We start from the raw sequence: 26383 nt of genomic DNA on the forward strand, positions 1-26383 counted from the left end.
GGCACGGCCTCAAGGGACCTCCCCGCGGCTTCTGGCGTTCGCGTACGCCGTGGCCGCGCTGAGCCGCTCCGCGAGCGTCGCCTGCCGCAGCGCGTCCGGTGCCACGTCCCACTCCCGTCCCCCGCCGTACGGCCGGAGCTGGACATAGGGCCCCTCATGCCCCATCACCATCCCCAGGCGTCCGGACCGGGTGTCCACGACGTACGACCCGACCGGCGGCCCCGGCGGCCTCATCGCAGCACCGCCGTGAGGCGCCGGGCGGTCTCGACGGAACAGCGGCCCAGTTCGACCAGGGGACACGGCGCCTCGCGGGCGAGACTCCCCGGATCGAGTCGGAGTGTCGGGAGCACGATCCCCGCTCTCTCCAACAGCGTCCGCAATTCCTTCACCGTTTCCTCCGCTTCTCCGACGCAGTACGCCGAGTGGTGTTCCTCCACCTGACTCCCCTCTCCTTCGGATTTCACTCTTCGCCTCTCCACAGTGACGTGTCGTCCCTACACTCGGCAGGAGTCTGTGGTCTACAAGTGCAAAGCAGCACAAGGGGGTTGGCCATGGCCAACGGTTCACGTCAGGCTGTCTGGGAGTTCTTCGGCGCCGAACTCAAACGCCGCCGCGAGGACGCCGGGCTCACCCAAGTCGAGTTGGGCGTCCGGGTGTTCGTCTCCGGCGCCTATATCGGGCAGTTCGAGCAGGCAATTCGAAAACCTCAGCTCGATATCGCCCAGCGGATTGATGACGCTCTGCAAACCGACGGTATTTTCGAGCGGTTGTGCAGGAAGCTCATCAATGACCGCCGGTACGCCGATTACTTCGCGGAGGTCGTGGGCCTCGAACGGCTCGCCACCCGAATCTGCGAGTTCGCGCCGACGGTGATGCCGGGCCTGTTGCAGTCGGCGGCCTACGCCCGCGCGGTCACCCTCGCGGCCAACCCGTTCGTCACGGACGAGTACGTGGAGGAGACGGTCTCGGGCCGGCTGGAACGGCAGGCGGTCCTCAAGGACGCGACGCGGCCGGAGTACTGGGTGATCCTGCACGAGACGGTGCTGCGCGTCCCGGTCGGCGGCCGGGCGGCGATGGGCAGGCAACTGGACCATGTCGCGGGGCTGATGCGCGAGCGCACGGCGTGGGTGACGGTGGTTCCGTTCGCGGCCGGAGCGCACGCGCTGATGGCCGGGGACCTGCGGCTCATGGACTTCGACGACGCCCCACCGGTCGCCTACACGGAGACCTCGTTCACGGGGACACTGGTCGACGATCCGGCTGTGGTGAAGCGGGCACAGCGCACCTACGATCTGCTCAGGGTCGCCGCGCTGTCGCCGGAGGCGTCCCTCGACCTGATCGAATCAGCAGCTGAGGACTACAGACAATGCGCGCGTACGACCTGAGCAACGCCCGCTGGCGCAAGAGCAGTCACAGCAACGGCGAGGGTGGCAACTGCGTCGAGGTGGCGAGCGGCCTCCCCGGGGTCGTCCCCGTCCGCGACTCCAAGCTCACCGGAGACGGCCCCGTGCTCCTCGTCCCGGCTCGCGCCTGGACACAGTTCCTCGACGGACTGCCCCGACACCCCTGATCGCCCCTCAGGGGGCAAACCCCCCTGAGGAAAAGCCGGTTGGCCGACCTGCGCTGCGACCGAGGCCGGGCGAGGCCGCGCAACCGTCGCGCCCGGACACCGCGTCGATCATGGGGAGAACCTTTGTCGAGCACGTCCGAGCAGAGGAGAACACCATCCCCACCCGACGCACGTTCCTCACCGCGACCGCAGTGACCGCCGCGACCGCCCTCGCGGGCACCTCGACCGCCGCCGCGGCCCCCGACGGGTCGGCCGGGCTGGCCGCGCTGGAGTCACGGCACGGCGCCCGGCTCGGCGTGTACGCGCGCAACCTCGCCACCGGCCGGACGGTCCGGTACCGCGCCGACGAACTCTTCCCGATGTGCTCGCTGTTCAAGACGCTCGCCGCCGCGGCCGTCCTGCGCGACCTCGACCGCGACGGCGAGTTCCTGTCCCGGCGGATCTTCTACACCGCGGACGACCTCCCGGAGTCCGGCTCCGACAAGACCTTGGAGCACATCGCCGACGGCATGACGGTCGCCGAACTCGCCGAGGTCGCCATCACCTACAGCGACAACGGCGCGGGCAACCTGCTGCTGCGCGAACTCGGCGGCCCCACCGCGATCACCCGGTTCGCCCGTTCCCTCGGCGACCGGGTGACCCGCCTGGACCGCTGGGAGACGGAGCTCAACTCGGCCGAACCGTGGCGGATCACGGACACGACGAGCCCGCGGGCGATCGGCCGGACGTACGGCCGTCTCGTCCTCGGGAACGCCCTGGACGGCCCCGACCGCGAGCTGCTCACGCACTGGCTGCTGCACAACACGACGAGCGGCACCCGGCTGCGCGCCGGCCTGCCGGACACCTGGACGGTCGCCGACAAGACCGGCGGCGGCTCCTACGGCACCAACAACAACGCGGGCATCGCCTGGACCGACGACGGCAGCCCGCTCGTGCTCGCGATCCTGACCACCCTGCCGGCCCAGGACGCGGCGCGGGACGACGCGCTGGTGGCCGAGGCGGCCGAGTTGCTGGCGGGCGAGCTCGGGTAGGGAGAAGGAGCCGCCCCGGGGCCCGGTACGCGCCGGGCCCCGGGACCCCTGGACCCGAGGAGCCGTGCATGCCCTTCCCCGCCCCGCTGACCGGAGTCGTACCGCCCGTCTGCACCCCCCTGACACCGGACCGTGAGGTGGACGTCCCCTCGCTGGTGAACCTGGTGGACCATCTGGTGGCGGCCGGGGTGAGCGGGCTGTTCGTCCTCGGCTCCACGTCGGAGGCCGCCTATCTCACGGACGCGCAGCGGGCGCTGGTGGTGCGGACCGTGGCGGACCACGTGGGCGGCCGGCTGCCGGTCCTGGCCGGGGTGATCGACATGACGACCCCCCGGGTCCTGGACCATGTCCGCGCGGTGGCGGCGGCGGGCGCGGACGCCGTGGTCGCCACGGCCCCCTACTACACCCGCACCCACCCGGCGGAGATCGCCCGCCACTACCGGCTCCTCGCCGAGCGCGGCCCGCTCCCGGTCATCGCCTACGACCTGCCCTCCGGTGTGCGCACCAAGCTGCCCGCCGACGTGGTGGTGGAGCTGGCGGCGGAGGGCACCCTGGCGGGTCTGAAGGACTCCAGCGGCGACCTGACCGCTTTCCGCGAGGTGCTGCGCGGGGTGCGCGGACGGACCGGCGGCGGCGGTTTCGCCGTCCTCACCGGCTCCGAGCTGATCGTCGACTCGGCGATGGCCGCCGGAGCGGACGGCGCGGTCCCCGGCCTGGCGAACGTCGACCCCGAGGCGTACGTGCGCCTCGACCGGCTGTGCCGCGCCGGGGACTGGACGGCCGCCCGGACCGAGCAGGACCGCCTGTGCGCCCTGTTCGGCCTGACGGCGGCCGGCGACCCGGCCCGCATGGGCGGCTCGTCGTCCGCGCTGGGCGCGTTCAAGGCGGCACTGCATCTGCGCGGCGTGATCGCCTGCCCGGCGACCGCCGAACCCCAGATCCCCCTGTCGCGGGACGAGGTGGAGCGGGTCGCCCGGCACCTGGCGGCAGCGGGCCTGCTCTAGGACGACCGGACGGGAACAGGCGTCCGGCACGCCCCCATCGGTCGGTATACGAAGTTCACCCCCGGCCGGTGCGCGGCGGGCCTTCTACGAAGGGGTGCGGGCCGCGACCAGCAGGCGGGTGACGTCCTCGGCGCGGATGGTGAGCGCCGCGCCGACGGTGGCCAGCGCGTCCCGCTCGGCGGGCGTGTAGGGGCCGTCGGCGAGGGCGATCCGGGCGCCCTGGAGCAGGATCGACTCCCGGCCGGGGGGCGCGAGGTGCGGGGCGAGCGGGTCGAGGGCCTCGTGCAGCTCGATGGCGAGCCCCGCGCCGCAGGGCTGGCCGAAGAGGCGTCCGGTGTCGGCGGCGAGCGCCTCGACGAGCGCGCCGAGCTGGTCCTCCGTGCAGTCGTCGAACCCGGCGGCGCGCACGGTGGCCGCGGCGGCCTCCAGGGAGGCGCGGGAGCAGGTGCCGCCCGCGGCGAGGACGGCGAGGACGACGGTGTGCACGGCGTCGCGGAGCATCGCCGAGAAGCGGGTGGTGGTGGGGTGGTCGAGGACGTCGGTGCCGAAGTGCCGGCGGCAGGCGGCGCACTCGACGACCGGGCCGGTCTCGCCGCGCGGGAGGACCGGGATGCCGAGGCAGGTGAAGCGGCGGCGGCCGGTGAGCCGCTGGTAGTTGCGGTCGCCTCCGCAGCCCGGGCAGAAGAACTCGCCGTCGCCCACGGGTGTCCACGCGGTGCGCACACCCAGGATGCGGGCAGGCCTGGCGGCTCGGCCGTTTCGTCCCCGTCCTGGCAGCACGTCGCACCTCCGCGTTACGCCGCGGCAACATCGCCGCGCTGGCGTGATGTTAGCCACATCCGCCAGGTCCAGTCATCACCCAGGACGAGACCTTTCCGTGACCTGCACAGGTCGATGGCCGAAAACGGACGGGTCCCGCTCGTCGGCGGACGACGAACGGGACCCTGTGACACACGTGCGGCAAGCGCCGCCGGGGGCCCTGGGGCCCCGGCGGACACGCCCTAGCGGGCGGCCCGGTTGACGGCGGAGACGACGGCCTTCAGCGACGCACGGGTCGTGTTCGCGTCGATCCCGATCCCCCACAGGACCTTGCCGTCGATGGCGCACTCGATGTACGAGGCGGCCTGCGCGGACGCGCCCTCGCTCATCGTGTGCTCCTGGTAGTCCAGCAGCCGCGCGTCGACGCCGACCTGCGCCAGCGCGTCGAAGAAGGCCGAGATCGGACCGTTGCCGGACCCGGTCAGGACGGTGTCCTCACCGTCCAGGGTGGCCTCGACGCGCAGGGTGTCCACGCCGTCGGTGTCGGTCGTCGACTGGCCGTTCCTGACCTGGATGCGGCCCCACGGGTTCTCGGGGTTGGGCAGGTACTCGTCCTGGAAGACGTGCCAGATGTCGCCGCCGGTGACCTCGCCGCCCTCGGCGTCGGTCTTGGCCTGGATGAGCTTCGAGAACTCGATCTGCATCCGGCGCGGCAGGTCCAGCTTGTGGTCGTTCTTCAGGACGTAGGCGATACCGCCCTTGCCGGACTGCGAGTTGACGCGGATGACGGCCTCGTAGGAGCGGCCGACGTCCTTCGGGTCGATGGGCAGGTACGGCACGGCCCACTCGATGTCGTCGACGGTGACGCCCTTGGCCTTCGCGTCGGCCTCCATGGCGTCGAAGCCCTTCTTGATGGCGTCCTGGTGGGAGCCGGAGAAGGACGTGTAGACCAGGTCGCCCACGTACGGGTGGCGCGGGTGGACCTCCATCTGGTTGCAGTACTCCCACGTGCGACGGATCTCGTCGATGTCGGAGAAGTCGATCTGCGGGTCGACGCCCTGGGAGAACAGGTTCATGCCCAGGGTGACCAGGTCGACGTTGCCGGTGCGCTCGCCCTGTCCGAACAGACAGCCCTCGACGCGGTCGGCGCCGGCCATCAGGGCCAGTTCGGCGGCGGCGACGGCGGTGCCGCGGTCGTTGTGCGGGTGGACGGAGATGACGACGTGCTCGCGGCGCGAGACGTTGCGGCTCATCCACTCGAAGCGGTCCGCGTGCGTGGAGGGGGTCGAACGCTCCACCGTGGCGGGCAGGTTGAGGATGATCTCGCGGCCCGGACCCGGCTGGTAGACGTCCATGACGGCCTCGCAGACCTCCAGGGCGAAGTCCAGCTCGGTGTCGGTGAAGATCTCGGGGCTGTACTGGTAGCCGAACTCCGTCTCCGGACCCAGCAGCTTCTCGGCGTACTCCATCACCAGGCGGGTGCCGTCGACGGCGATCTGCTTGATGTCGTCCTTGGAGCCGCGGAAGACGACCCGGCGGAAGACCGGGGCGGTGGCGTTGTACAGGTGGACCGTGGCGCGCTTGGCGCCCTTCAGGGACTCCACCGTGCGCTCGATCAGGTCCTCGCGGGCCTGGGTCAGTACGGAGATGGTGACGTCGTCGGGGATCGCGCCGGGCTCCTCGATGATGGAGCGCACGAAGTCGAAGTCGGTCTGGCCGGAGGCAGGGAAGCCGACCTCGATCTCCTTGTAGCCCATCTTGACCAGCTGGTCGAACATCCGGCGCTTGCGCTCGGGCGACATCGGGTCGATCAGGGCCTGGTTGCCGTCACGCAGGTCGGTGGAGAGCCAGCGGGGAGCGGTGGTGATCCGGTTGTCGGGCCAGGTGCGGTCGGGGATGTCGACCTGGTCGTACTGGCCGTACTTGTGGATCGGCATGGTGCTGGGCTGCTGGCGGTTCGCCATGATTGCGGGGCTCCTCAGGATGTCCGGGAAGGACGGCCGACGACGCAACACAAAGCTCCGCGGGGAGGGAGTCGACCTGGACTACAGGCCCTCGCCGCGGCAGCTAAGAAGAAGCAGCCCGAAACGCATGATGCGAAGCATGCTAGCCGAGCCGGTTCGGATGCGGGGCGCCGTATCAGTATGCGGGACCGGTGGCACAAAACGGCCGAAAAGTGCGCCACGCCACTTCGTCATACCACTCCGTCACGGAGAGTGCGGCGCTGTGTCCGTATATTTCATCAATCATGGCGGAGGGTAGTGACACCGCCATCACGCAGTGCAATGGTGCCGGGCATGACGACTCACGGGGGCCACGAGCCCGTCTTCTGCACCGTCGTACCGCCACACGTCCTCGACAAGCTCGCCCGGGCCGAGGACCCCGCGCTCTCCGGACCCGCCCGCAGGACCCTGCAGCGCGACGCCTACGAGCGCACCCAGCGCCGGCTGACCACCGTCATCGGCGCCCCGTCCGTCGCGGCGCCGCGCGGCGCGGAGCCGGACACGGCGCACCGCACGATCCACGACGCGCGGCACCGCACCGACCTGCCCGGCAAGAAGGTCCGCACCGAGGGCTCCGCCCCCGGCAAGGACGCCACGGTCAACCGTGCCTACGCCGGTCTCGGCGCCACCTTCGAGCTGTACCTCAACGCCTTCGCCCGCGACTCCATCGACGCGAGCGGTCTGCCGCTGGACGCGACCGTCCACTACGACCACGGCTACAACAACGCGTTCTGGAACGGCGAGCAGATGGTGTTCGGGGACGGCGACGGCGAGATCTTCCTCGACTTCACCATCCCGATCGACGTCATCGGCCACGAACTCACCCACGGCGTCACCCAGTACACCGCCAACCTCGCCTACTTCGACCAGTCGGGCGCCCTCAACGAGTCGGTCTCGGACGTCTTCGGCTCCCTCATCAAGCAGTACACGCTCGGCCAGACCGCCGCCGACGCCGACTGGCTCATCGGCGCGGGCCTGCTCGCCCCGCGCGTCACCGGCACCGCCCTGCGCTCCATGAAGGCCCCGGGCACCGCCTACGACGACGACGTCCTCGGCAAGGACCCGCAGCCCGCGATCATGGCCGACTTCGTCCGCACCGGCCGCGACAACGGCGGCGTCCACATCAACTCCGGCATCCCCAATCACGCGTTCTACCTCCTCGCCACCGAACTCGGCGGCCACGCCTGGGAACGCGCGGGACAGATCTGGTACGACGTGCTGACCGGGGGCGAGCTGACGAAGACCGCGGAGTTCACCGACTTCGCCAGGCTGACCGTCGCCGCCGCCAGGGCCCGCTACGGCGAGGCCGCGGAACTCGGCGCCGTGCAGAAGGCGTGGGAGCAGGTCGGGGTGCCGACGACGTGAATCCGTACTAGACACGTCCTATGCGGATTCGAGTGACACGCACCGGCGGCTTCGCCGGCATCGAGCGGCAGGCCGAGGTGGACACGGCGGGCCGGCCCGACGCGGCCGGCTGGCGCACCCTGGCCGAGGCGGCCGTCGCCTCCGGCCGGGACGCGCCGCCCGCCGGTGTCCCCGACGGCTTCGGCTATGAGATCAGCGTCGACGGACGAACGGTGTACGCGGCCGATCCCCGGCTCACCGAGGAACAACGGGAGCTGATCTCACGGGTGTTGAAGGAGGGCGCCTGACACGGGACCGCTGTGCCGGACCGTTGACTTCCGTCGGCCGCGGTGCCGATGATCCGGCGCATGGCGACTGAAGAGCGTGACGACGAGCGTGCGGTGCCCCGGTTCCCGGACGGCTTCCTGTGGGGTGTCTCCACCTCGGCCCATCAGATCGAGGGCGCGGTGGAGCTGCGCGAGCCGTCCGTGTGGGACGCCTTCACCGCCGAGCCGGGCCGGGTGAAGGACGGCTCCGACGCGGCGACGGCCTGCGACCACTACCACCGCTACCGCGAGGACGTGGCACTGCTGGCCGGCCTCGGCGTGGACGCGTACCGCTTCTCGGTCTCCTGGCCGCGGGTGAACTCCCCCGGTGGCCTGGACTTCTACGACCGTCTGGTGGACGAGGTGGGCGCGGCCGGGATCACCCCGGTGCCCACCCTCTTCCACTGGGACCTGCCGGTCGCCCTGGACTGGCTGGAGCGGGACACCGCGGCCCGCTTCGCCGAGCACGTCACCAAGGTCGCCGACCGCCTCGGCGACCGCGTCCACAAGTGGATCACCCTCAACGAGCCCGCCGAGCACACCCTGTTCGGCCACGCGCTCGGCGCCCACGCCCCCGGCAAGCAGCTCATGTTCGACGCGCTGCCCGTCGCCCACCACCAGCTCCTGGCCCACGGACTCGCCGTCCAGGCCCTGCGCGCGTCCGGCGCGCGGGACATCGGCATCGCCAACTCCCACGGCCCCACCTGGCCGGCCTCCGACAGCGCCGAGGACACGGGGGCGGCGGACTTCTACGACATCCTGCTGAACCGTCTGTTCGCCGACCCGGTCCTGCTCGGCGAATACCCGGCCGGACTGGGTGAGTTGATGCCGGGGGACGTGGCCGCCGACCTCAAGGTCATCGCGGAGCCGCTGGACTTCTACGGCGTCAACTACTACGCCCCGACCCGCGTCGGCGCCCCGCAGGGCGCCGACATCGAGTTCGGCGGCCTGACCATCCCCGCCGAACTTCCCTTCTCCGTGCGGGAGATCGAGGGCGTCCCGACGACGGACTTCGGCTGGCCGGTGGTCCCCGAGGGCCTCACGGAGATCCTGACCACCTTCCACGCCCGCTACGGCGACCGGCTCCCCCCGGTGGTCGTCACCGAGAACGGCTGCTCCTACGACGGCCTCCACGACCAGGCCCGCATCGACTACCTCGACGGCCATGTACGGGCCCTGCACCGGGCGGTGGAGGCCGGGGTGGACGTCCGCGGCTACTTCGTCTGGTCGCTGATGGACAACTTCGAGTGGGCCGAGGGGTACGCGCAACGGTTCGGCCTGGTCCACGTGGACTTCACCACCCGGGAACGCACCCCCAAGGACTCCTACGCCTGGTACCGGGAGCTGCTGCGGGGGCAGCGCTGAGGCGCGCGGCCCGGCGGCCTCAGAGCGCTCCGGCGTCCCGCGCCGACCACACCGAAGGGAAGTGCGGACGGTAGCCCAGCTCACGGCGGATCCGCCGGGTCGAGACGATCCCCCACCACGGGTCCGGGTCGGTGTTGCCGTACAGCTCCTCGGGGACGTCGATCCCGTTGAGCCCGAACAGCTCGACCGTGGTGACGGGCGCGTCGTCGGCGACGTTGTAGACCCGCCCGGCGATGCCCGGGGCGTGCAGCACCCGCAGCAGGCCCTGGGCCACGTCGACGTGGTGCGCCATGTGCAGCCGCTGGGCCGGGGCCCATCCCCCCGCCCACCGCATCACCGCGGTCAGGTGCGGGTCGCCCTCGCCGTAGACGAAGGGCAGCCGTGCCACGCGTACGTCCATGCCGTCGAGGGCGAGCAGCTCCCGCTCGGCCTCGGCCTTGGACGCCGGGTAGGCGCCCCACATCGCGCCGCCGGGCACGCTCTCGTCCTCCTCGACCAGCGGACGCCCGCGTCCGGTGCCGTACACGTTGTTCGTGCTCACCTGTACGAAGCGCGCCACCCCGGAGGCCCGCGCGGCCCTGCCCAGGGAGACCGCCGCGTCCCGGTTGACCGCCCACGCCTCCTCGTCCGGCACCCCGCGGAAGGACGCGGCGATGTTCACGACCGCGTCGACCCCGGCCAGCGCCTTGCCGAGGGTGTCCTCGTCCCGCAGGTCCCCGACGGCGACCTGCGCGCCGAGCGCGGCGAACGGCTCGGCGCGCGCCTCGTCCCGGACCAGCACCCGGACCTCCTCCCCCGGCTCCGTCTGGGCCAGCAGCCTCGGCACGAAGCGCTTCCCGACCTGCCCCGTCGTACCCGTCACCAGTGTCAGCACGATGTGCTCCTCTCGTCGGTGACCAGCCTGGGGCGGGGCGGCGGCGGGCGGGAGAGCCCCGTCGATCGGGGGATCGGCGGTCCCTGGATACGGCGGCCCGGGTGCCGCACCCTGGAGGGGTGGACCGAACCGAACTCGCCGACTTCCTGCGTCGCGCCCGCGCCCGCCTGAACCCCTCCGACGTGGGGCTCACGCCCGGCGCCCGGCGCCGTACGCCCGGACTGCGCCGCGAGGAGGTGGCCCAGCTGACGGGCATGTCGGTGGACTACTACACGCGCCTCGAACAGCGCCGGGGCCCGCGGCCGTCCCGTCAGATGCTGGCCGCGCTGGCCCGTTCGCTGCGGCTGACGAACGACGAGCGCGACCATCTGTTCCACCTGGCCGGTGAGGAGCCGCCGCGCCGGGGAGGCGGCTCGCACCATGTGAAGCCGGGGCTGCTGCTGATCCTGGACCGGCTCCACGACACCCCGGCGATGGTGGTCGGCGACTGCGGCGACGCCCTCGCGCAGAACGCGATGTCACGGGCGCTGAGCGGCGACATGATGGCCCGGCCGCCGCGGGAGCGGAACATGCTGCGCCGGTTCTTCCTGGAGCCCGGGGCGCGTGAACTGTTCCCGCCGGAGGACGTGGCCGAGCACGCCCGGCAGCATGTGGCGAGCCTGCGCGCGGTGGCCGCGGCCCGCCCCGACGATCCGGCACCGGCCGCCCTGGTGGCCGAACTGCGGTCGGGCAGCGAGGAGTTCGCCCGGCTGTGGGAGGAGCACGAGGTGTCCGTGCGGCGGCAGGCGACGAAGCGGTTCCGGCATCCGCAGGTCGGTCTGCTGGAACTGGACTGCGAGATCCTGCTCGGCGAGGACGGCGTCCAGCAGCTCGTCGTGCACACCGCCCGCCCCGGCACGGAGTCCTACGAGCGGCTCCAGCTCCTGCGGGTGGTGGGCCTCCAGGACCTGACCCGGTCCCGCTGAGCGGCGCGGGGCCGGGCGGGCCTGGGCGGGGTCAGAAGCCCAGGCGGCGCAGCTGCCTGGGGTCGCGCTGCCAGTCCTTGGCGACCTTGACGTGCAGGTCGAGGAAGACCGGGGTGCCGAGCAGCGCCTCGATCTGCTTGCGGGACTTGATCCCGACCTCCTTGAGCCGCTTGCCCTTGGGGCCGATGATGATCCCCTTCTGGCTGGGCCGCTCGATGTACACGAAGGCGTGGATGTCGAGCAGCGGCTTGTCGGCCGGCCGGTCCTCGCGGGGGAGCATCTCCTCCACGACGACGGCGATCGAGTGCGGCAGCTCGTCGCGGACGCCCTCCAGCGCGGCCTCCCGGATCAGCTCCGCGATCATGATCTGCTCGGGCTCGTCCGTGAGGTCGCCCTCCGGATACAGCGCGGGTCCCTCGGGCAGCATCGGGATCAGCAGGTCGGCGAGCAGGTCGACCTGCTTGTTCGCGGTCGCCGACACCGGCACGATCTGCGCCCAGTCGATCCCCAGCTCCCGGCCGAGCTGGTCGATCGCGATGAGCTGCTCGGCGAGGGCCTTGGAGTCGACGAGGTCCGTCTTGGTGACGATGGCGACCTTCGGCGACTTCTTGATCCCGGCCAGCTCCTTGGCGATGAAGCGGTCGCCGGGGCCGATCTTCTCGTTCGCCGGGAGGCAGAAGCCGATCACGTCGACCTCGGCCCAGGTCGTGCGGACCACGTCGTTCAGCCGCTCGCCCAGCAGGGTGCGCGGCTTGTGCAGCCCGGGGGTGTCCACCAGGATCAGCTGGGCGTCGGGCCGGTGCACGATGCCGCGCACCGTGTGGCGGGTGGTCTGCGGCTGGTCGGCGGTGATGGCCACCTTCTGCCCGACCAGAGCGTTCGTGAGGGTGGACTTGCCCGCGTTGGGGCGGCCCACGAAGCAGGCGAAGCCGGCGCGGTGGGGAGCCGCGGACGTCACGGACGGCTCGGACGCCATGGACGACCCGGACGGCCCGGACGGCTCGGATGACTGACTGCGAACGCTCATGGCGCCCATTCTCCCTGATCCACAGAGCCGCGCCGCACAACAGACCGATCACCCGCACACACGTGAGCTTCCGGAAACCCTCACGCAATGAAACCTGGACGAAACACATCGGTACGCCTCCGGAAACGCACGCCGGTGACCCTCTGACGAGCCCCCACCTCGTCGGAGACATCCATGACCTCCCTGAGCTCCCCGCACCCCATGCCCCTGGCCGCCCAGGGCATCGACACCGGTGACACCGCCTGGCTGCTCGCCGCCACCGCCCTGGTCCTGCTGATGACCCCGGGCCTGGCCCTCTTCTACGGCGGCATGGTCCGCACGAAGAGCGTCCTGAACATGCTGATGATGAGCTTCGTGTCGATCGCGCTGGTCACGGTCGTCTGGCTGACGGCCGGCTACTCCCTCGCCTTCGGGGACGACGCCGGCGGCGGCCTCATCGGCGGGCTGGAGCACGCCGGCATGGCCGGTCTCGGGCCCGACAGCGTGCACGGGACGGTCCCCACCCTGCTGTTCGCGACCTTCCAGCTCACCTTCGCGATCATCACGGCCGCCCTGGTCAGCGGCGCGATCGCGGACCGGGCGAAATTCGCCGCGTGGCTGGTCTTCGTCCCGGTGTGGGCGCTGCTCGTATACGTTCCCGTGGCGCACTGGGTGTGGGGCCCCGGCGGCTGGATCCTCGACCGTCTCGACGCCCTCGACTTCGCGGGCGGCCTCCCCGTCGAGATCACCTCCGGCGCCTCGGGACTGGCCCTGTGCCTGGTCCTCGGACCGCGGCTCGGGTTCAAGAAGGACGCGATGCGCCCGCACAACCTCCCCATGGTGGTGCTCGGCGCCGGTCTGCTGTGGTTCGGCTGGTTCGGCTTCAACGCCGGCTCCGCGCTCGGCGCCAACGGTCTCGCCGCCGCGGCCTTCCTGAACACCCTCGCGGCGGGCTGCACCGGCCTGCTGGGCTGGCTCTTCGTCGAGCAGCGGCGCGACGGCCACCCCACCACCCTGGGCGCCGCGTCCGGCGCGGTCGCGGGCCTGGTCGCGATCACCCCGTCCTGCGGCTCGGTCTCGCTGCCCGGCGCGCTGGTCGTCGGCCTCGCCGCCGGTGTCGTCTGCTCCTACGCGGTCGGCTGGAAGTTCCGCTTCGACTACGACGACTCCCTCGACGTCGTCGGCGTGCACCTGGTCGGCGGTGTCATCGGCACCCTGCTCATCGGCGTCTTCGCCGTGGAGTCGATGACCGGCGGCGCCGAGGGCCTGGCGTACGGCGGCGGGTTCGGCCAGCTCGGCAAGCAGCTCGTGGCGGTGATCGCCGTCGGCCTGTACGCCTTCGCCGTCACGTACGGCATCGGCAAGGCCATCGACAAGGTGATGGGCTTCCGCGCCGACGAGGAGCACGAGCACACCGGCCTGGACCTTACGGTGCACGCCGAGACCGCATACGATCACGGCGTCCTGGGCCACGGCGCCCCGGTCAGCTCGTCCCTCTCCAGCGCCCAGAAGGTCAAGAGCCAGCCATGAAGCTCATCACCGCGATCGTCAAGCCCTACCGCCTCGACGAGGTGAAGACCGCCCTCCAGGAGCTGGGCATCCACGGCCTGACCGTCAGCGAGGCCAGTGGCTACGGCCGGCAGCGCGGCCACACCGAGGTGTACCGCGGCGCCGAGTACCAGGTCGACCTGGTGCCCAAGGTCCGCATCGAGGTCGTCGTCGAGGACGCCGACTCCGAGGCCGTGATCGACGCGATCGTCAAGGCCGCCCAGACCGGCAAGATCGGCGACGGCAAGGTGTGGGCCCTGCCCGTCGAGACGGTCGTCCGGGTCCGCACCGGGGAACGCGGCCCGGACGCCCTGTGACACCTCACGCCCGCTGAACGTCCCGCGCCGGGGAGCCGCGCGCCCCGTCGGACGCCGGGCGGGCGGCGCGGGCCCGGCGCGCCCGGACCAGCAGCACCGTCCCGACGGCGGCGGCCACCAGCAGCACCACCGCCACCAGCCACGGCAGGGCGAAGAACCCGGCGCTCGCCGATTCCCTGGTGTCCTTGGCGCTCGCCGTCAGCTTCACGTCCCCCCAGTCGAGCTGGGGCGCCCCCCGCCAGGGCTCGGTGAGCCGCACCTTCTCCCCCGGCAGCAGCTCGGCGGGGATCCTCGTGAGGTCCCGGGCCAGCAGGGTGCGGCCGAACAGACCCGTCGCGCGCAGCTCCACCTTCGGGTTCAGGGTGACGTTGCCGGTGTTGTGGAGGGTGTACGACACGGTCGCGGTGGAGTCGCCGAAGCCGGGCACGAGCGGCTGGTGGTGGCTCACCCGGACGTTCTCCACGGCGATCGCGGACAGGGCGGGCCCGCCGACCCGCAGGTACACCCGGGCGGCCACGGCCCGCTGCACGCCGAGCGCGACGGAGCCGTCCCCGCGGTCGACGCGTTCGTCGAGGGCGACCAGCGCGCCGGGGTGGTCGCCGGGTTCGGCGCCCTCGGGGACCTTGAGCGTGAAGGGGACGGTGACCTTTCCCCGGGCGGGCACCTCGATCCGGGTGCGGGCGGGTTCGGCCCAGACCCCGACGCCGCGCATCCGCTCGTCCAGCGTCCGTACGGCGAAGCCGCCGTCGCGCGCGGTGTTGTAGGCGTCGGCGGCGTACAGCCGGAACGTCATGGGCTCGTCGGTCTTGTTGGCGACGACGACCTTGTCGGTGAGGGTCTGGCCGGGATCGGCGGAGAGATAGAAGTAGGGCCGGGCGGCGATCCGCGAGGAGACCGGGTAGACGGACCAGCTCCCGTTGTCGGCGGCGCGGGCGGCGGGCACGGCGAACAGGCCGAGCAGCAGCCCGGCGAGCAGGACACAGGCGGTGCGGTACGGACGCATGGCTGCGGACCCCCGGATGAAGGGCGGGTGCGGACGCCCCGTCATCAGCTGAGCGTGAGGGTGAGGACGCCGGAGTACGTGCCCGGGGGCGTGTACGCCGGTACGTTCAGGGCGAGCGAGGCGTCCACGGTGAACTCACCGCCGGTGAGCGTGCCGTTGGGGGTGGACGCGAGGGTCGCGCCGGAGGAGCCCACGGTGCCCGGCGAGCCGGGTACGCAGGTGCTCGGGCTGCCCGTCTCGGTGGCGCAGGCGGGAGTCCAGGCGAGCGCTCCGGCGTCGATCTTGGCGCCGGGTCCGGTGAAGTCGGTGACCTTGCCGGTGAGGGACCAGCCGGCGGGGCCGCCGCGGAAGTCCTTGACGGTGACGGTGTTCAGGTCGCCGGAGGAGGTTCCGCCCACGCCGTAGTCGACCGCCCCCATCGAGACGGAGTCCCCGGCCTGGGTCATGGACAGGGTGCCGGCGCGCACCGTGGTGGTGAGCTTCTGGGCGTTGTCCGGGATCGGGGTGTCGTCGATGACGACGTAGGTGGCCGGTCCGGCCCCCAGGTCGCTGCTCCAGGCGGCGCCCTCGTAGGCCACGATGCCCGTCGTCGTCTTGTCGTTGACGGTCAGGGAACCGCTGAAGTCGCCCGCGGCGTCCGCGGTGACGGTCGCCGTGTCGGCGGTCTGGGTGGCCCCGGACCGTCCGGCGAGGGTGACGGTGGCGCCCGGCGTGAAGTCGCTGCCGGTGACGGTGACGCCGGCGCCGGGGCTGCCGGATGCCGAACCGAGCTGGATGGCACGGGTGTTGGGCGCCGGTGCGTCGCTCGCGGTGACGGTCTCGGAGACCGGCGCGGGCGGGTTGGTGACGGTGCAGGGAGTGTCCAGCTCCAGGATGTAGCTGGTGTGGATGTTGTAGTCGCCGGGCGAGAGCGTGATGGCTCCCGGGGCGGTGACGGTGAAGGTGCCGGTCATGGAGAACCCCGGGAAGGGCGCGTTGCCCGCCACCGGATCGTTCTTCTTGGGCCCGGCCACGGTCACGTCCCCGGTCTGCGCCCCGCCGAGGACCACCTTGCCGGACGGCGTCATGATGTCGGCGGGCAGGCTGATCGCGGTGGGGTTGCTGGCGGCGGGTGTGACCACGGTGTAGGTCACCGTGACGGTGTCCCCGACCTCCGGGGTGGCGTTGTCCACCGTGATGCGCGCGGTGGTGGTGCCGTCGATCGGCGGGATGCCGGCGACGGCGGGCGGGATGCAGTGGGTGGCAAAGGCCACGTCGGTCGCGGCGGCGGCCGGACCGGCCAGTCCGCCGGCCCCGGCGACCGCCAGCGCGCCCGCTCCGAGCAGCGCGGCCCAGCGGCGTCTTCGTGAGGTCGAGCCGGATGTCGAACCCATTGGGTGTGCCCCCTCTCTGATGGCTCGTTGGGGGCATTGATGTGGGGATCGCGTGAGAAGTCAATGGAGATGAAGCTGTGAACTGATGGACCGTCAACTTCCTGCACCGGTCGGAAGTTGACGGTCCGCCTAGCGAACGTGCACGGCTCAGTCGAAGACGAACGGGCTCGGCGACTGCGCCGCGGTGGCCGTACAGGTGATGGTGATGCCGAAGACGGTCATCGTGAGCGAACCGCCGTAGGCCTCAAGGCTGTCCCCGGAGGCCACGGTGCCCGGCAGCGGACCGACCTGTACGGGGTCGCCCGCGGCCATCGCCGGGTTCTCGGTGGCGGTGAAGGACCTGGTGCCGCCGGAGGCGTTCACCAGGGTGAGGGTGGAGGTGATCGAGTCCGCGGCCAGACCGATGGGTGCGGTGATGGCCGAGGAATCGACGGTCATGGTCGCGGCGGTGCCGTCCTGCGTGGCGGTGATGGTGGCTTCACCACCGCCGAAGGCGCCGCAGTCCGCGTTGATCGTCGCGGTGTCGGGTGTGACGGCGAGGGCGGAGGGCGCGAGCACCAGCCCGGTGACCGCGAGCGCCCCGGTCACCAACGCCGCACCTGTTGCTATTCGCTTCATGGGGGTTCCGGCTCCCTTCCCGTGGGGGGAATTGCCATGTGGGGATGGACGGGAGCTCCGAGCGGTCGCCTGCGACGCGTGGCGCGGAACGCGTCGAGTGGGGGGTGGCGTGAAGGTGGAACGGTGTAGATCTGACGGACCGTCGGAACTACCGGTTCCATTGATACGCGAGGGAAGAGCAACGGCAAGCAGTAATTCCGGCCAAGTGTTACCGCCGGTATCAGCTGGCGCGGTCGGGCCGCTCAGCCCGCGGCGAGCGTCGTGCGCACGGTGCCGTCGGGCCCCGCCACCAGCACCGGGGTCCCCGCCCCGCCCAGGTCCCGCACCGCCGCGAGGTCCTCGGCGGACACCGACTCCGCCTCCGTCACCACCGCGGCGGCCTCCAGCGCCTTCGCCCCGGACGCCGCGGCCATCGCCACCGCCGTCCGCAGCGCGCTGAGCCTCAGCGACTCCAGCGCGACGGTCGCCGCGACATACGTCCGCCCCGTCTCGTCCCGCACGGCCGCCCCCTCGGGCACACCGTTGCGGGCCCGCGCGGAACGGGCCAGGGTGACGATCTTGCGGTCCTCGGGGTCGAGCGCGCTGCTGTCGGTCATGAGGTGAGGATACGTAAGCCGGCGGAACGCTCATCACCCCGCCCGGCCGCGCCCCCGGCCCGGTCAGGAACGGTCGAGGCGGAGCCGCTCGGCGCGCGGCAGCCCGGCCACGACCAGGTCGTAGGAGTCCTCGATCAGCTCCCGGACCACCCGGTCCGGGAGCTCACCGTCGACGATCACCGTGTTCCAGTGCCGCTTGTTCATGTGGTAGCCGGGCAGGACCAGGCCCTCGTGCTCGGCGCGCAGCCGGACCGCGTCCTCCGGGTCGCACTTGAGGTTGACCTTCAGCGGACGGCGGTCCGTCCAGGAGAGCGCGAACATCTTGCCCAGCACCTTGAAGACCGAGATCTCCGGCGAGAAGGGGAAATCCTCCGCCGCCGCGTTGAAGGACAGACAGAAGCCGCGCAGCTCCTCAGGGGTCACGCCGCCTCCCCGGGCACCTCGACAGGCTCCACCAGCACGGTCACGATCTTGTTCCGGCGGCCGGCCGCCGCCTCCGCGGTCAGCCTGAGCTCCCGCTCGTCCGGCAGCGTCACGAGCGCCGAGGCACCGGCGATCGGCACCCGGCCCAGCGCCTTGGCCAGCAGCCCGCCGACGGTCTCCACGTCCTCGTCGTCGTACTCGTCGAGGCCGTACAGCTCGCCGAGGTCGGTGATGTCGAGGCGGGCGGTGACCCGGAAGCGGTCCTTGCCGAGGTCCTCCACCGGCGGCAGCTCACGGTCGTACTCGTCGGTGATCTCCCCGACGATCTCCTCCAGGATGTCCTCGATGGTGACGATCCCGGCCGTGCCGCCGTACTCGTCGATGACGACGGCGACGTGGTTGCGGTCCCGCTGCATCTCGCGCAGCAGGTCACCGGCGTTCTTGGTGTCCGGGACGAAGGCCGCCGGGCGCATCGCCGTGGAGACCAGCTCGCTCTCCGCGTCCCGGCTGATGTGCGTCTTGCGGACCAGGTCCTTCAGATACACGATCCCGACGATGTCGTCCTCGCTCTCCCCGGTGACCGGGATGCGCGAGAAACCGGACCGCAGGGCCAGGGTGAGGGCCTGACGGATCGTCTTGTACCGCTCGATGACGACGAGATCGGTGCGCGGGACCATGACCTCCCGCACCAGGGTGTCGCCCAGCTCGAAGACCGAGTGCACCATCCGGCGCTCGTCGTCCTCGATCAGCGACTCCGCCTCCGCGAGGTCGACCAGCGCGCGCAGCTCCGCCTCGGAGGCGAACGGACCGCGCCGGAAGCCCTTGCCGGGGGTGAGCGCGTTGCCGATGAGGATCAACAGCGAGGGGATCGGGCCCATGATCCGCGCGAGCGGCAGCAGCACGTACGCCGCGGCCGTCGCCGTGTTGATCGGGTGCTGGCGGCCGATGGTGCGCGGGGAGACCCCGACGGCCACGTACGACACCAGGACCATGACGCCGATCGCGACGAGGAGGGCCTCGGTGGTGCCGTCGAACTCGTTCAGGCAGGCGTAGGTGACCAGGGCCGCCGCGGCCATCTCGCAGGCCACCCGGACCAGCAGCGCCACGTTGAGATAGCGGGTCGGGTCGGCGGCGACCTGGGCGAGCCGGGCGGCGCCGCGCCGCCCGGAGCGGACGGCTTCCGCGGCACGGAAGCTGGAGACCCGTGCGATGCCCGCCTCCGCGCAGGCGGCGAGCCAGGCGACGACGACCAGGGCGATCGCGCCGGAGACCAGGGGAAGGCTCATGACACGGTCGGGGCCGGCGACGGACCCTCCATCCCCTTCTCCGCCCTCCACCCGTCCACGATGGCCGCCTGGAGACCGAACATCTCGGCCTTCTCGTCGGGCTCCTCGTGGTCGTAGCCGAGCAGGTGCAGCACACCGTGGACGGTGAGCAGCTGGAGCTCCTCGTCCATGGTGTGCTGCGTGGCCGCTTCCTCGCCCTGCTTCTTGGCGACCTCGGGGCAGAGCACGATGTCGCCGAGGAGGCCCTGCGGGGGCTCCTCGTCGTCCTTCGACGGCGGACGCAGCTCGTCCATCGGGAAGGACATGACATCGGTCGGCCCCGGCAGGTCCATCCACTGGATGTGCAGCTGCTCCATGGCGTCGTCGTCCACGACGATCACCGAGAGCTCGGAGAGCGGGTGGATGCGCATCCGCGCGAGGGCGTAGCGGGCGATGTCGAGGATCGCCTGCTCGTCGACCTCGGTTCCGGACTCGTTGTTGACGTCGATCGACATGGTGCGGCGGTGTCTCCTGCTGTCAGGTGTTACAGCGCGCTGTGGCCGGCCGCTCTGCCCCGGCCGCCCTTGCGGGAGCCGTTCTCGGTGCCGTGCGTGCTGTCGTACTTCTCGTACGCGTCGACGATACGGCCGACGAGCTTGTGCCGGACGACATCCTGGGACGTGAGACGCGAGAAGTGCACGTCGTCGAGGCCCTCCAGGATGTCCTGGACCTGACGCAGACCGGACTTGGTGCCCGAGGGCAGGTCGACCTGGGTCACGTCACCCGTGATCACGATCTTCGAGTCGAAGCCGAGCCGGGTCAGGAACATCTTCATCTGCTCGGGCGAGGTGTTCTGGGCCTCGTCGAGGATGATGAAGGCGTCGTTGAGCGTGCGACCACGCATGTATGCCAGGGGCGCGACCTCGATCGTCCCCGCCGCCATGAGCCGCGGGATGGAGTCCGGGTCGAGCATGTCGTGCAGCGCGTCGTACAGCGGGCGCAGATACGGGTCGATCTTCTCGTAGAGCGTGCCCGGCAGGAAGCCGAGCCGCTCCCCCGCCTCCACCGCGGGACGGGTCAGGATGATGCGGTTGACCTGCTTGGACTGCAGGGCCTGCACCGCCTTGGCCATGGCGAGGTAGGTCTTGCCGGTGCCGGCGGGGCCGATGCCGAAGACGATCGTGTGCTTGTCGATCGCGTCGACGTACCGCTTCTGGTTGAGGGTCTTGGGGCGGATGGTCCGGCCGCGCGAGGACAGGATGTTCTGGGTGAGCACCTCGGCCGGGGTCTCCTGGCCGTCCCCGTCGCCGTTGCCGCTCGCCCTGAGCATGGCGATCGAGCGTTCCACTGCGTCCTCCGTCATCGGCTGCCCGGTGCGGAGCACCAGCATCATCTGGTCGAACAGGCGCTGGACGATGGCCACTTCGGCGGCGTCGCCGACCGCGCTGATCTCATTGCCCCGGACATGGATGTCAGCCGCCGGGAAGGCCTTCTCGATCACGCGCAACAGGGAGTCGCCGGACCCCAGCACGGTCACCATGGGGTGCTGGGCGGGGACGGTGAAATGTGCTCTCGCCTGTCCCTGCGCGGGTGTGCGATCTGTGGGTGTCTGAGTCATGGGCCGGCTCTGTAGGCCTTGCTCGTCCTCCTCGAAAAGACTCCTCCGCCACAGGGGCGGCCTGGCGATTTCAAGGGTACGCCGGGCCACTGACATCCCCGAAGGCCTTTTCGCGCGGGCTTCACCGAGCGGGTCGCCACGTGAGGGCGCCCTGAGTGAAACGGTGAGCCCTGCATACGCCCCCCGCGTGCGTGGGCATGCTTCGCGCCGTCAGCGTTACACGCGTCAAGGCCGGCGGCATGGCTCGTCGCCGTGAGTCCGGGGAAGGCAGGTCGGTCGTGTTCTTGCGTCTGCCCACGTCCGTGTCCGAGGCACAGCAGTGCCTGTCCGAGGGGGCGATACCCATCGGGGGTGCCACCCTCCAGTGGGCCGTCTGGCAACGGGAGGGCTTCCCGGAGCAGGCGATGTCGCTGCGCGAGCTGCCGGAGGCCAACGTCCAGGGCCCCGGGGAGCTGGGCTCGGCGGTGCTGCTGCACCGGGTCGTCGACGAGCGGGTCCCGGAGGTGCTGCGCCGGGCGGCCGGCGGAGTCGGCACGGGCGCGGTGCGCCGGACCGCCACGGTCGGCGGCAACATCGTCGGCAGCACCCTGCGCTGTCTGCTGCCCGCGGCGCTCGTCCTGGACGCGCGCGCGGTCGTCCTGGACACCGACGGCCCCTACGAGACCGACCTCGCCGAGCTGATCGCCAAGCAGCCGCTGCTCCTCGGCCTGCGCTGGCGCGATCCGGCCGTCTCCGGCTACCGCAAGCTCGCCGAGGAGGCGGGCGGCCCGCCCCCGCTGGTGGTGGCGACCGCCGTGCACACGACGGGCCCGCGCCCGGTGCTGCGCGTCGCGGTCCGGGACGGGTACGAGGTGCTGTCGGAGAGCGTGCCGACCGACGGCGGCCCGGAGCAGGCCATGCAGGCGCTCGGCGGTACGGCGATCAGCGCGCTGCCCGTCGAGGCCCGGGCGGTGGTGCGGGAGCAGGTCACGGAGATCCTGGACCGGCCTGGCGTCTGACCGGCCCGTCGCCTGATCGTCCCGTCGCCGCTACGCGGAACGGCCGAAGCCGATCGTCGGGACGGCCCGGCGCAGCGGCCACGGTCGCGCCTGCTCCGCGGGCACGAGGTCCCGCAGGAACGCGTAGCGCCGGAGCGCGGCCGGGTCCTGCTCGTCGTAGGACTGGATGCGGCGCCACCAGGCGCCGATCTCGGACCAGCCGGGCGCGGACAGCGAGCCGCCGAACTCCTGCACGGAGAGCGCGGCGGTGAGGCCCGCGAAGGCGAGGCGGTCGGCGAGCGGCCAGCCCGCGAGGGTGCCGGTGACGAACCCGGCGACGAAGACGTCTCCCGCGCCGGTGGGGTCGAGGGCCTCGACGGCGATGGCGGGGACCTCGGCGGTCTCGCCGGTGCGGCGGTCGACGGCGTAGGCGCCGTCCGCGCCGAGGGTGACGACCGCCAGCGGGACGTGTTCGGTGAGGGCGTGCGCGGCCTCGCGGGGGCAGGTGGTGCGCGTGTAGCGCATCGCCTCCTCCGCGTTGGGCAGGAACGCCTCGCAGTGCTCCAGGTCGGCCAGTCCGGCCAGGTCCCAGGCGCCGGTGTCGTCCCAGCCGACGTCGGCGAAGATCCGGGTGCCCCCGCTCGCCGCCTGGGCGATCCACGGGGCGCGTTCGCCGGGGGTGAGGGAGGCGACGGCGGCTCTCGCGCGGGGCGGGCAGTCGGGGGCGGGCTCCTCCGGGGGCGGCTCGTGGCCGTGCGAGACCATCGTGCGCTCGCCCTCGTAGGCCATCGAGACGGTGACCGGGGAGTGCCAGCCGCGTACGGTGCGCGACGGGGTCAGGTCGATGCCCTCGCCCTGTTCCAGGGCGTCCCAGCAGTACTCGCCGTAGTGGTCGTCGCCGAACGCGGCGGCGAGCGAGGTGCGCAGGCCGAGACGGGCGAGGGCGGTGGCCATGTTGGCGACGCCGCCGGGGCTGGATCCCATGCCGCGGGCCCAGGACTCGGTGCCGCGCACCGGGGCGGTGGCCAGGCCGGTGAAGACGATGTCCAGGAAGACGGTGCCGGTCAGGTAGACGTCACAGCCCGGGTCGCCGGGGGCGCGCAGGGCGGCGAGGGGGTCGACAGCATCCATATCCAGCCAGTCTGCCACCACCCCTCACCCCGGCCCCGGTCACTCCGGAGCCCCCCGCACCACGTGTCGCCCCGCCGCACGCAGGAGCCGTCCCTACCAGCGGGGCACCGCGGGGGTGACCCAGGCCGGGTCGGCGACGCGCATCGCCGCCGCGTCGTCCCGCTCGCGCAGCGTCCCGTCGTCGTCCAGCCACCGCCGGTGCAGCACGCGCACCTTCTCCGGGTCGAGCGCGACCCCCAGTCCGGGCCCGTCCGGCACCGCGAGCCGCCCGCCCTCGAACACCAGCCGCTCCTCCAGCACGTCCTCCGACTGCCAGGGGTAGTGGGAGTCGCAGGCGTGGTGCAGGTCGGGGACGGTGGCCGCCACATGGGTCATCGCGGCCAGCGAGATACCGAGGTGGGTGTTGGAGTGCATGGACACCCCCACCCCGAACGTCCGGCAGATCGCGGCGAGTTGCTGCGTGTTGCGCAGCCCGCCCCAGTAGTGGTGGTCGGAGAGCACGACCTGCACGGCGTCCGCGGCGAACGCCTCCTTGATCTCCGCGAACGTCGTCACGCACATGTTGGTGGCGAGCGGCACCGAGGTCCCCGCGGACACCTCGGCCATGGCGGGCGTGCCGAGGGCGGGGTCCTCCAGGTACTCCAGGACGTCGCCGAGTTCCGCCGCGACCCGCAGCGAGGTGGCCACGCTCCAGGCCCCGTTGGGGTCGAGCCGCAGGGGGTGCCCGGGGAAGGCGTCCGCGAGGGCGCGTACGGCGGCGATCTCCTCGTCCGGCGGGAAGACGCCGCCCTTCAGCTTGAAGGAGGTGAACCCGTACCGCTCCTTGAACAGCCGGGCCTGCTCGACGACTCCGGCGGGGTCGAGGGCGGCGCCCCAGTCGTCCTTCTCGCAGGCGACGCCGTCGGGGTGGCCGGCCCACTTGTAGAACAGGTAGGCGCTGTACTCGACGCTGTCGCGGACCTTGCCGCCGAGCAGCGCGTGCACGGGCAGTCCGAGGGCCTTGCCGAGGGCGTCGAGGCAGGCGACCTCGAACCCGGAGACCACGGACAGCCGCAGCTTGTCGGCGGTCTGGACGCCGCGCAGCCCGCCGACGTCGACCTGTCCGGAGACCCGGGAGGCGTCCACGGCGACCTGGTCGGCGAGGGTGAACAGGCCGTTGAGGTCGCCGACCTGGCGTCCGACGAGGTGCTCGGCGAACGGGCGGGCGAGTTCGAGGTACTTGGTGTCGCCGTAGGTCTCGCCGACGCCGACGATCCCGTCGGCCGTCTCGACCTCGACGATCAGCCGGGGCGTGTAGGGCTGGTGCACGCCCTGGGTGTTCAGCAGCGGCGGGTCGGCGACGAGGATCGGGGTGAGGCGTACGTCGGTGACGGTGAGGTTCACAGCGTGGCTCCTACGAGGTCGAGGCCGGTGGCGAGCAGGGTCCGCAGGTCGGCGAGGTCGCTGTCCGTGGGGTCGGTGAGCGGGGCGCGGACGGGTCCGACGGGGCGTCCGCGCAGTCGGGCGGCGGCCTTGACGAGGGACACGGCGTATCCGGGGACGCGGTCGCGGATCTCGACGAGGGGGACGTAGAAGTCCCGCAGGAGCCGGTTCGCCGTCTTGTCGTCGCCGTCGCGCAGCGCGCGGAAGAAGGCGTCGGCGATCTCGGGGGCGAAGGCGTGGACGGCGGAGGAGTAGGCGGGGACGCCGACGGTCGCGTAGGCGCGGGCCTGGATCTCCGCGGTGGAGGCGCCGTTGAAGAAGAGGAAGTCCTCGGGGGCGGCGAGGGTCAGGCGCTGGAGGCGGTCGAGGTCGCTGTGGCCGTCCTTGAGGCCGATGACGCCGGGGACGGCGGCGATGCGCCGCACCGTGTCGGCGGTGAAGGTGACCTGGCCGCGCTGGTAGGCGATGAGGGGCAGCCGGGTGCCGGCGGCGATGCGTTCGAGCTGGCCGACGAGTCCGTCCTGCGGGGCGGCGACGAGGTAGTGCGGGAGGACCAGCAGGGCGTCCGCGCCGGCCTCCTCGGCGATCCGCGCGAACCGCAGGGCCTGGGCCCAGCCGTATCCGGTGCCGGCGACGACGGGGGTGCGGCCGGCCGCTTCCTCGACGGCGACGGTGACGACCTGCCGGTACTCGTCCTCGTCGAGGGAGAAGAACTCGCCGGTGCCGCAGGCCGGGAAGACGGCGCCGGGTGCGGTGGCGAGCTGGGCGGCGACGTGGGCGCGGAAGCCGTCCGGGTCGAGCGAGCCGTCGTCGTGGAAGCTGGTGAGCGGGAAGGACAGCACTCCGGCCGCCATCCCGTCGCGCAGCCGCCGGACGGTGTCCGTGTCGATCGGCACCCTGAGCATCTCCCTGACATCTCCCTATGTAGACGCTATCTGCGTATGTAGATGGAGGTTAGATACGCGAACGGAAGCCGTCAATGGGGCCGCCCTGCCGGATTACCATCGGCCCATGTCAGAGACAGGCGGCGTCCGCGAAGTGAAGTCGGCCGCGCGCACGGTCGAGCTGCTCGAACTCCTCGCGGCCCGCGGCGACCGGCCGGCCAGGCTCCAGGAGCTGGCGGAGGAGCTCCAGGTGCCGCGCAGCTCGATGTACGCGCTGCTCCAGACCCTCATCTCGCGCGGCTGGGTCCGCACCGACAGCACCGGCTCGCTCTACGGCATCGGCATCCACGCCCTGCTGACCGGCACCAGCTATCTGGACACCGACCCGCGCGTGCGCGCCGTACGGCCGTATCTCGACGAGGCGTCGCAGGCGCTCGGCGAGACCGTCCACATGGGCCGCCTCGACGGCCGGGACGTGGCCTACCTGGCGACCCGGGAGTCGCACGAATACCTGCGGACCATCAGCCGGGTCGGACGCCGCCTGCCCGCCCATGTGGGCGCCCTGGGCAAGGCGCTGCTCGCCGAACGCCCCGACGCCGACCTGCCCCAGGGCCCCTACGAGGCACTCACGCCCCGCACCCACACGGACCGGGAGTCCCTGCGGGCCGATCTGACGAACATCCGGTCCCGGGGCTTCTCCGTCGACCGCGAAGAGGGCGTCACCGGCATCATCGGCTTCGGCTTCGCCCTGCGCTACGACTCGCCCGCCCAGGACGCCATCAGCTGCTCGGTCCCGGTGGCCCGGCTGACGCCCGCGCACGAGGAACAGATCATCGCGGTGATGCGCGAGATCAGGACGCGGATCGAGGCGACCGCACCGGGCGCCGGGGGCGCCCCCAACTGGCGCTGACACCAGCGGAAACGCGCTCGTCTACCCGGGACCCCTGTCACCAAACAAAAG

At 71.8% G+C, this 26383-nt stretch carries 29 protein-coding genes; 12 read left to right on the forward strand and 17 right to left on the reverse strand.

Annotation, left to right across the window (positions count from 1 at the left end; translation table 11 throughout):
• Positions 1–9: 9 nt before the first annotated feature.
• Both ACIPSE_RS00855 and ACIPSE_RS00860 read right to left on the reverse strand, forming a co-directional pair.
• Entirely contained in the window at positions 10–234 is a 225-nt protein-coding gene (locus tag ACIPSE_RS00855; protein ID WP_401655937.1) for a hypothetical protein, read from the reverse strand.
• Positions 231–437 (reverse strand): hypothetical protein, encoded by a 207-nt coding sequence (locus ACIPSE_RS00860; protein WP_401655939.1) that lies wholly within the window; start codon positions 435–437, stop codon positions 231–233. The genes ACIPSE_RS00855 and ACIPSE_RS00860 overlap by 4 nt, the downstream gene beginning before the upstream one ends.
• Before the next feature lie 114 nt (positions 438–551).
• On the opposite strand from ACIPSE_RS00860, the gene ACIPSE_RS00865 reads away from it, so the two are divergent.
• The 4 genes from ACIPSE_RS00865 to ACIPSE_RS00880 all read left to right on the forward strand — a co-directional run bounded on the left by ACIPSE_RS00865 (position 552) and on the right by ACIPSE_RS00880 (position 3605).
• Positions 552–1385: a helix-turn-helix domain-containing protein gene (locus tag ACIPSE_RS00865; protein WP_401655941.1), complete on the forward strand. Its 834-nt coding sequence runs from the start codon at positions 552–554 to the stop codon at positions 1383–1385.
• The gene (locus ACIPSE_RS00870) at positions 1367–1570 is read left to right on the forward strand and encodes a DUF397 domain-containing protein (RefSeq protein WP_401655943.1); all 204 of its coding nucleotides are present in this window, start codon (positions 1367–1369) and stop codon (positions 1568–1570) included. Before ACIPSE_RS00865 ends, ACIPSE_RS00870 begins: the two co-directional genes overlap by 19 nt.
• A gap of 110 nt (positions 1571–1680) precedes the next feature.
• Complete coding sequence (gene bla / locus ACIPSE_RS00875) at positions 1681–2601, forward strand: class A beta-lactamase (protein ID WP_401655945.1); 921 nt, start codon at positions 1681–1683, stop codon at positions 2599–2601.
• Between the two features lie 68 nt (positions 2602–2669).
• The gene (locus tag ACIPSE_RS00880; protein ID WP_401655947.1) at positions 2670–3605 is read left to right on the forward strand and encodes a dihydrodipicolinate synthase family protein; all 936 of its coding nucleotides are present in this window, start codon (positions 2670–2672) and stop codon (positions 3603–3605) included.
• 84 nt (positions 3606–3689) lie between these two features.
• Here ACIPSE_RS00880 and ACIPSE_RS00885 read toward each other — a convergent pair whose 3' ends face one another.
• Both ACIPSE_RS00885 and leuA read right to left on the reverse strand, forming a co-directional pair.
• Complete coding sequence (locus tag ACIPSE_RS00885) at positions 3690–4385, reverse strand: TerB family tellurite resistance protein (RefSeq protein WP_401655949.1); 696 nt, start codon at positions 4383–4385, stop codon at positions 3690–3692.
• Between the two features lie 221 nt (positions 4386–4606).
• The gene (gene leuA, locus ACIPSE_RS00890) at positions 4607–6328 is read right to left on the reverse strand and encodes a 2-isopropylmalate synthase (protein WP_401655951.1); all 1722 of its coding nucleotides are present in this window, start codon (positions 6326–6328) and stop codon (positions 4607–4609) included.
• 333 nt (positions 6329–6661) lie between these two features.
• On the opposite strand from leuA, the gene ACIPSE_RS00895 reads away from it, so the two are divergent.
• From ACIPSE_RS00895 to ACIPSE_RS00905, 3 genes are read left to right on the forward strand one after another with little or no spacing between them, the layout of a single operon-like run.
• Positions 6662–7732 (forward strand): M4 family metallopeptidase, encoded by a 1071-nt coding sequence (locus ACIPSE_RS00895; RefSeq protein WP_401655953.1) that lies wholly within the window; start codon positions 6662–6664, stop codon positions 7730–7732.
• Between the two features lie 20 nt (positions 7733–7752).
• Positions 7753–8019, forward strand: a complete 267-nt coding sequence (locus tag ACIPSE_RS00900; protein WP_401655955.1) for a protealysin inhibitor emfourin — start codon at positions 7753–7755, stop codon at positions 8017–8019.
• Positions 8020–8067: 48 nt separating this feature from the next.
• Positions 8068–9402 carry a GH1 family beta-glucosidase gene (locus ACIPSE_RS00905; RefSeq protein ID WP_401657610.1) on the forward strand — a complete coding sequence of 445 codons (1335 nt, stop codon included), beginning with the start codon at positions 8068–8070 and terminating at the stop codon, positions 9400–9402.
• Positions 9403–9421: 19 nt separating this feature from the next.
• Here ACIPSE_RS00905 and ACIPSE_RS00910 read toward each other — a convergent pair whose 3' ends face one another.
• On the reverse strand, positions 9422–10276 hold the full coding sequence (locus ACIPSE_RS00910) for an NAD-dependent epimerase/dehydratase family protein (protein WP_401655957.1): 855 nt from the start codon (positions 10274–10276) through the stop codon (positions 9422–9424).
• Between the two features lie 119 nt (positions 10277–10395).
• Here ACIPSE_RS00910 and ACIPSE_RS00915 point away from each other — a divergent pair, with 119 nt between their 5' ends.
• A complete protein-coding gene (locus ACIPSE_RS00915) occupies positions 10396–11241 on the forward strand; it encodes a helix-turn-helix transcriptional regulator (protein ID WP_401655959.1) in 846 nt (281 codons plus the stop codon).
• A 31-nt stretch (positions 11242–11272) separates the two neighbouring features.
• Here the strand turns inward: ACIPSE_RS00915 and era are convergent, their stop codons facing one another.
• Entirely contained in the window at positions 11273–12277 is a 1005-nt protein-coding gene (gene era, locus ACIPSE_RS00920; protein ID WP_401655961.1) for a GTPase Era, read from the reverse strand.
• Positions 12278–12469: 192 nt separating this feature from the next.
• Here era and ACIPSE_RS00925 point away from each other — a divergent pair, with 192 nt between their 5' ends.
• A complete protein-coding gene (locus tag ACIPSE_RS00925; RefSeq protein ID WP_401657612.1) occupies positions 12470–13777 on the forward strand; it encodes an ammonium transporter in 1308 nt (435 codons plus the stop codon).
• Positions 13774–14112 (forward strand): P-II family nitrogen regulator, encoded by a 339-nt coding sequence (locus tag ACIPSE_RS00930; protein WP_401655963.1) that lies wholly within the window; start codon positions 13774–13776, stop codon positions 14110–14112. Before ACIPSE_RS00925 ends, ACIPSE_RS00930 begins: the two co-directional genes overlap by 4 nt.
• A 4-nt stretch (positions 14113–14116) precedes the next feature.
• Here ACIPSE_RS00930 and ACIPSE_RS00935 read toward each other — a convergent pair whose 3' ends face one another.
• The 8 genes from ACIPSE_RS00935 to ACIPSE_RS00970 form a co-directional block, all read right to left on the reverse strand.
• A complete protein-coding gene (locus ACIPSE_RS00935; RefSeq protein WP_401655965.1) occupies positions 14117–15160 on the reverse strand; it encodes a WxL protein peptidoglycan domain-containing protein in 1044 nt (347 codons plus the stop codon).
• Positions 15160–16488 carry a beta-xylosidase gene (locus ACIPSE_RS00940; protein ID WP_401655967.1) on the reverse strand — a complete coding sequence of 443 codons (1329 nt, stop codon included), beginning with the start codon at positions 16486–16488 and terminating at the stop codon, positions 15160–15162. Before ACIPSE_RS00940 ends, ACIPSE_RS00935 begins: the two co-directional genes overlap by 1 nt.
• A 147-nt stretch (positions 16489–16635) precedes the next feature.
• Positions 16636–17106 carry a hypothetical protein gene (locus tag ACIPSE_RS00945; protein WP_401655969.1) on the reverse strand — a complete coding sequence of 157 codons (471 nt, stop codon included), beginning with the start codon at positions 17104–17106 and terminating at the stop codon, positions 16636–16638.
• A 242-nt stretch (positions 17107–17348) separates the two neighbouring features.
• Positions 17349–17702 (reverse strand): cytidine deaminase, encoded by a 354-nt coding sequence (locus ACIPSE_RS00950; protein ID WP_401655971.1) that lies wholly within the window; start codon positions 17700–17702, stop codon positions 17349–17351.
• 63 nt (positions 17703–17765) lie between these two features.
• Positions 17766–18125 (reverse strand): MmcQ/YjbR family DNA-binding protein, encoded by a 360-nt coding sequence (locus ACIPSE_RS00955; protein WP_401655973.1) that lies wholly within the window; start codon positions 18123–18125, stop codon positions 17766–17768.
• The gene (locus ACIPSE_RS00960) at positions 18122–19411 is read right to left on the reverse strand and encodes a hemolysin family protein (RefSeq protein ID WP_401655975.1); all 1290 of its coding nucleotides are present in this window, start codon (positions 19409–19411) and stop codon (positions 18122–18124) included. Before ACIPSE_RS00960 ends, ACIPSE_RS00955 begins: the two co-directional genes overlap by 4 nt.
• Complete coding sequence (gene ybeY / locus ACIPSE_RS00965) at positions 19408–19905, reverse strand: rRNA maturation RNase YbeY (protein WP_401655977.1); 498 nt, start codon at positions 19903–19905, stop codon at positions 19408–19410. Before ybeY ends, ACIPSE_RS00960 begins: the two co-directional genes overlap by 4 nt.
• 29 nt (positions 19906–19934) lie before the next feature.
• Positions 19935–21008 (reverse strand): PhoH family protein, encoded by a 1074-nt coding sequence (locus ACIPSE_RS00970; protein ID WP_401655979.1) that lies wholly within the window; start codon positions 21006–21008, stop codon positions 19935–19937.
• A gap of 278 nt (positions 21009–21286) precedes the next feature.
• Between ACIPSE_RS00970 and ACIPSE_RS00975 the strand changes: the two genes are divergently transcribed.
• Positions 21287–22006, forward strand: a complete 720-nt coding sequence (locus ACIPSE_RS00975) for an FAD binding domain-containing protein (protein WP_401655981.1) — start codon at positions 21287–21289, stop codon at positions 22004–22006.
• A 30-nt stretch (positions 22007–22036) separates the two neighbouring features.
• Here the strand turns inward: ACIPSE_RS00975 and ACIPSE_RS00980 are convergent, their stop codons facing one another.
• From ACIPSE_RS00980 to ACIPSE_RS00990, 3 genes are all read right to left on the reverse strand, one after another.
• Positions 22037–23116: a carbohydrate kinase family protein gene (locus ACIPSE_RS00980; RefSeq protein WP_401655983.1), complete on the reverse strand. Its 1080-nt coding sequence runs from the start codon at positions 23114–23116 to the stop codon at positions 22037–22039.
• 93 nt (positions 23117–23209) lie between these two features.
• A complete protein-coding gene (locus tag ACIPSE_RS00985; protein WP_401655985.1) occupies positions 23210–24499 on the reverse strand; it encodes a glucarate dehydratase family protein in 1290 nt (429 codons plus the stop codon).
• Positions 24496–25392, reverse strand: coding sequence for a 5-dehydro-4-deoxyglucarate dehydratase (locus tag ACIPSE_RS00990; protein ID WP_401657614.1), 897 nt, complete (start codon positions 25390–25392; stop codon positions 24496–24498). Before ACIPSE_RS00990 ends, ACIPSE_RS00985 begins: the two co-directional genes overlap by 4 nt.
• A gap of 157 nt (positions 25393–25549) precedes the next feature.
• On the opposite strand from ACIPSE_RS00990, the gene ACIPSE_RS00995 reads away from it, so the two are divergent.
• Positions 25550–26332 (forward strand): IclR family transcriptional regulator, encoded by a 783-nt coding sequence (locus tag ACIPSE_RS00995; protein WP_401655987.1) that lies wholly within the window; start codon positions 25550–25552, stop codon positions 26330–26332.
• Positions 26333–26383: the final 51 nt, after the last annotated feature.

The sequence above is a fragment of the Streptomyces sp. NPDC090106 genome, from assembly GCF_044747265.1.
Classification (GTDB): Bacteria; Actinomycetota; Actinomycetes; order Streptomycetales; family Streptomycetaceae; genus Streptomyces.

Coding starts and splice junctions, on each gene's coding strand:
- ACIPSE_RS00855 (WP_401655937.1), bottom strand. CDS start 234: ATGAGGCCGCCGGGGCCGCCGGTCGGGTCGTACGTCGTGGACACCCGG.
- ACIPSE_RS00865 (WP_401655941.1), top strand. CDS start 552: ATGGCCAACGGTTCACGTCAGGCTGTCTGGGAGTTCTTCGGCGCCGAA.
- ACIPSE_RS00870 (WP_401655943.1), top strand. CDS start 1,367: ATGCGCGCGTACGACCTGAGCAACGCCCGCTGGCGCAAGAGCAGTCAC.
- bla (WP_401655945.1), top strand. CDS start 1,681: ATGGGGAGAACCTTTGTCGAGCACGTCCGAGCAGAGGAGAACACCATC.
- ACIPSE_RS00880 (WP_401655947.1), top strand. CDS start 2,670: ATGCCCTTCCCCGCCCCGCTGACCGGAGTCGTACCGCCCGTCTGCACC.
- leuA (WP_401655951.1), bottom strand. CDS start 6,328: ATGGCGAACCGCCAGCAGCCCAGCACCATGCCGATCCACAAGTACGGC.
- ACIPSE_RS00895 (WP_401655953.1), top strand. CDS start 6,662: ATGACGACTCACGGGGGCCACGAGCCCGTCTTCTGCACCGTCGTACCG.
- ACIPSE_RS00900 (WP_401655955.1), top strand. CDS start 7,753: ATGCGGATTCGAGTGACACGCACCGGCGGCTTCGCCGGCATCGAGCGG.
- ACIPSE_RS00905 (WP_401657610.1), top strand. CDS start 8,068: ATGATCCGGCGCATGGCGACTGAAGAGCGTGACGACGAGCGTGCGGTG.
- era (WP_401655961.1), bottom strand. CDS start 12,277: ATGGGCGCCATGAGCGTTCGCAGTCAGTCATCCGAGCCGTCCGGGCCG.
- ACIPSE_RS00925 (WP_401657612.1), top strand. CDS start 12,470: ATGCCCCTGGCCGCCCAGGGCATCGACACCGGTGACACCGCCTGGCTG.
- ACIPSE_RS00930 (WP_401655963.1), top strand. CDS start 13,774: ATGAAGCTCATCACCGCGATCGTCAAGCCCTACCGCCTCGACGAGGTG.
- ACIPSE_RS00935 (WP_401655965.1), bottom strand. CDS start 15,160: ATGACGGGGCGTCCGCACCCGCCCTTCATCCGGGGGTCCGCAGCCATG.
- ACIPSE_RS00940 (WP_401655967.1), bottom strand. CDS start 16,488: ATGGGTTCGACATCCGGCTCGACCTCACGAAGACGCCGCTGGGCCGCG.
- ACIPSE_RS00945 (WP_401655969.1), bottom strand. CDS start 17,106: ATGAAGCGAATAGCAACAGGTGCGGCGTTGGTGACCGGGGCGCTCGCG.
- ACIPSE_RS00950 (WP_401655971.1), bottom strand. CDS start 17,702: ATGACCGACAGCAGCGCGCTCGACCCCGAGGACCGCAAGATCGTCACC.
- ACIPSE_RS00960 (WP_401655975.1), bottom strand. CDS start 19,411: ATGAGCCTTCCCCTGGTCTCCGGCGCGATCGCCCTGGTCGTCGTCGCC.
- ybeY (WP_401655977.1), bottom strand. CDS start 19,905: ATGTCGATCGACGTCAACAACGAGTCCGGAACCGAGGTCGACGAGCAG.
- ACIPSE_RS00970 (WP_401655979.1), bottom strand. CDS start 21,008: ATGACTCAGACACCCACAGATCGCACACCCGCGCAGGGACAGGCGAGA.
- ACIPSE_RS00980 (WP_401655983.1), bottom strand. CDS start 23,116: ATGGATGCTGTCGACCCCCTCGCCGCCCTGCGCGCCCCCGGCGACCCG.
- ACIPSE_RS00990 (WP_401657614.1), bottom strand. CDS start 25,392: ATGGCGGCCGGAGTGCTGTCCTTCCCGCTCACCAGCTTCCACGACGAC.
- ACIPSE_RS00995 (WP_401655987.1), top strand. CDS start 25,550: ATGTCAGAGACAGGCGGCGTCCGCGAAGTGAAGTCGGCCGCGCGCACG.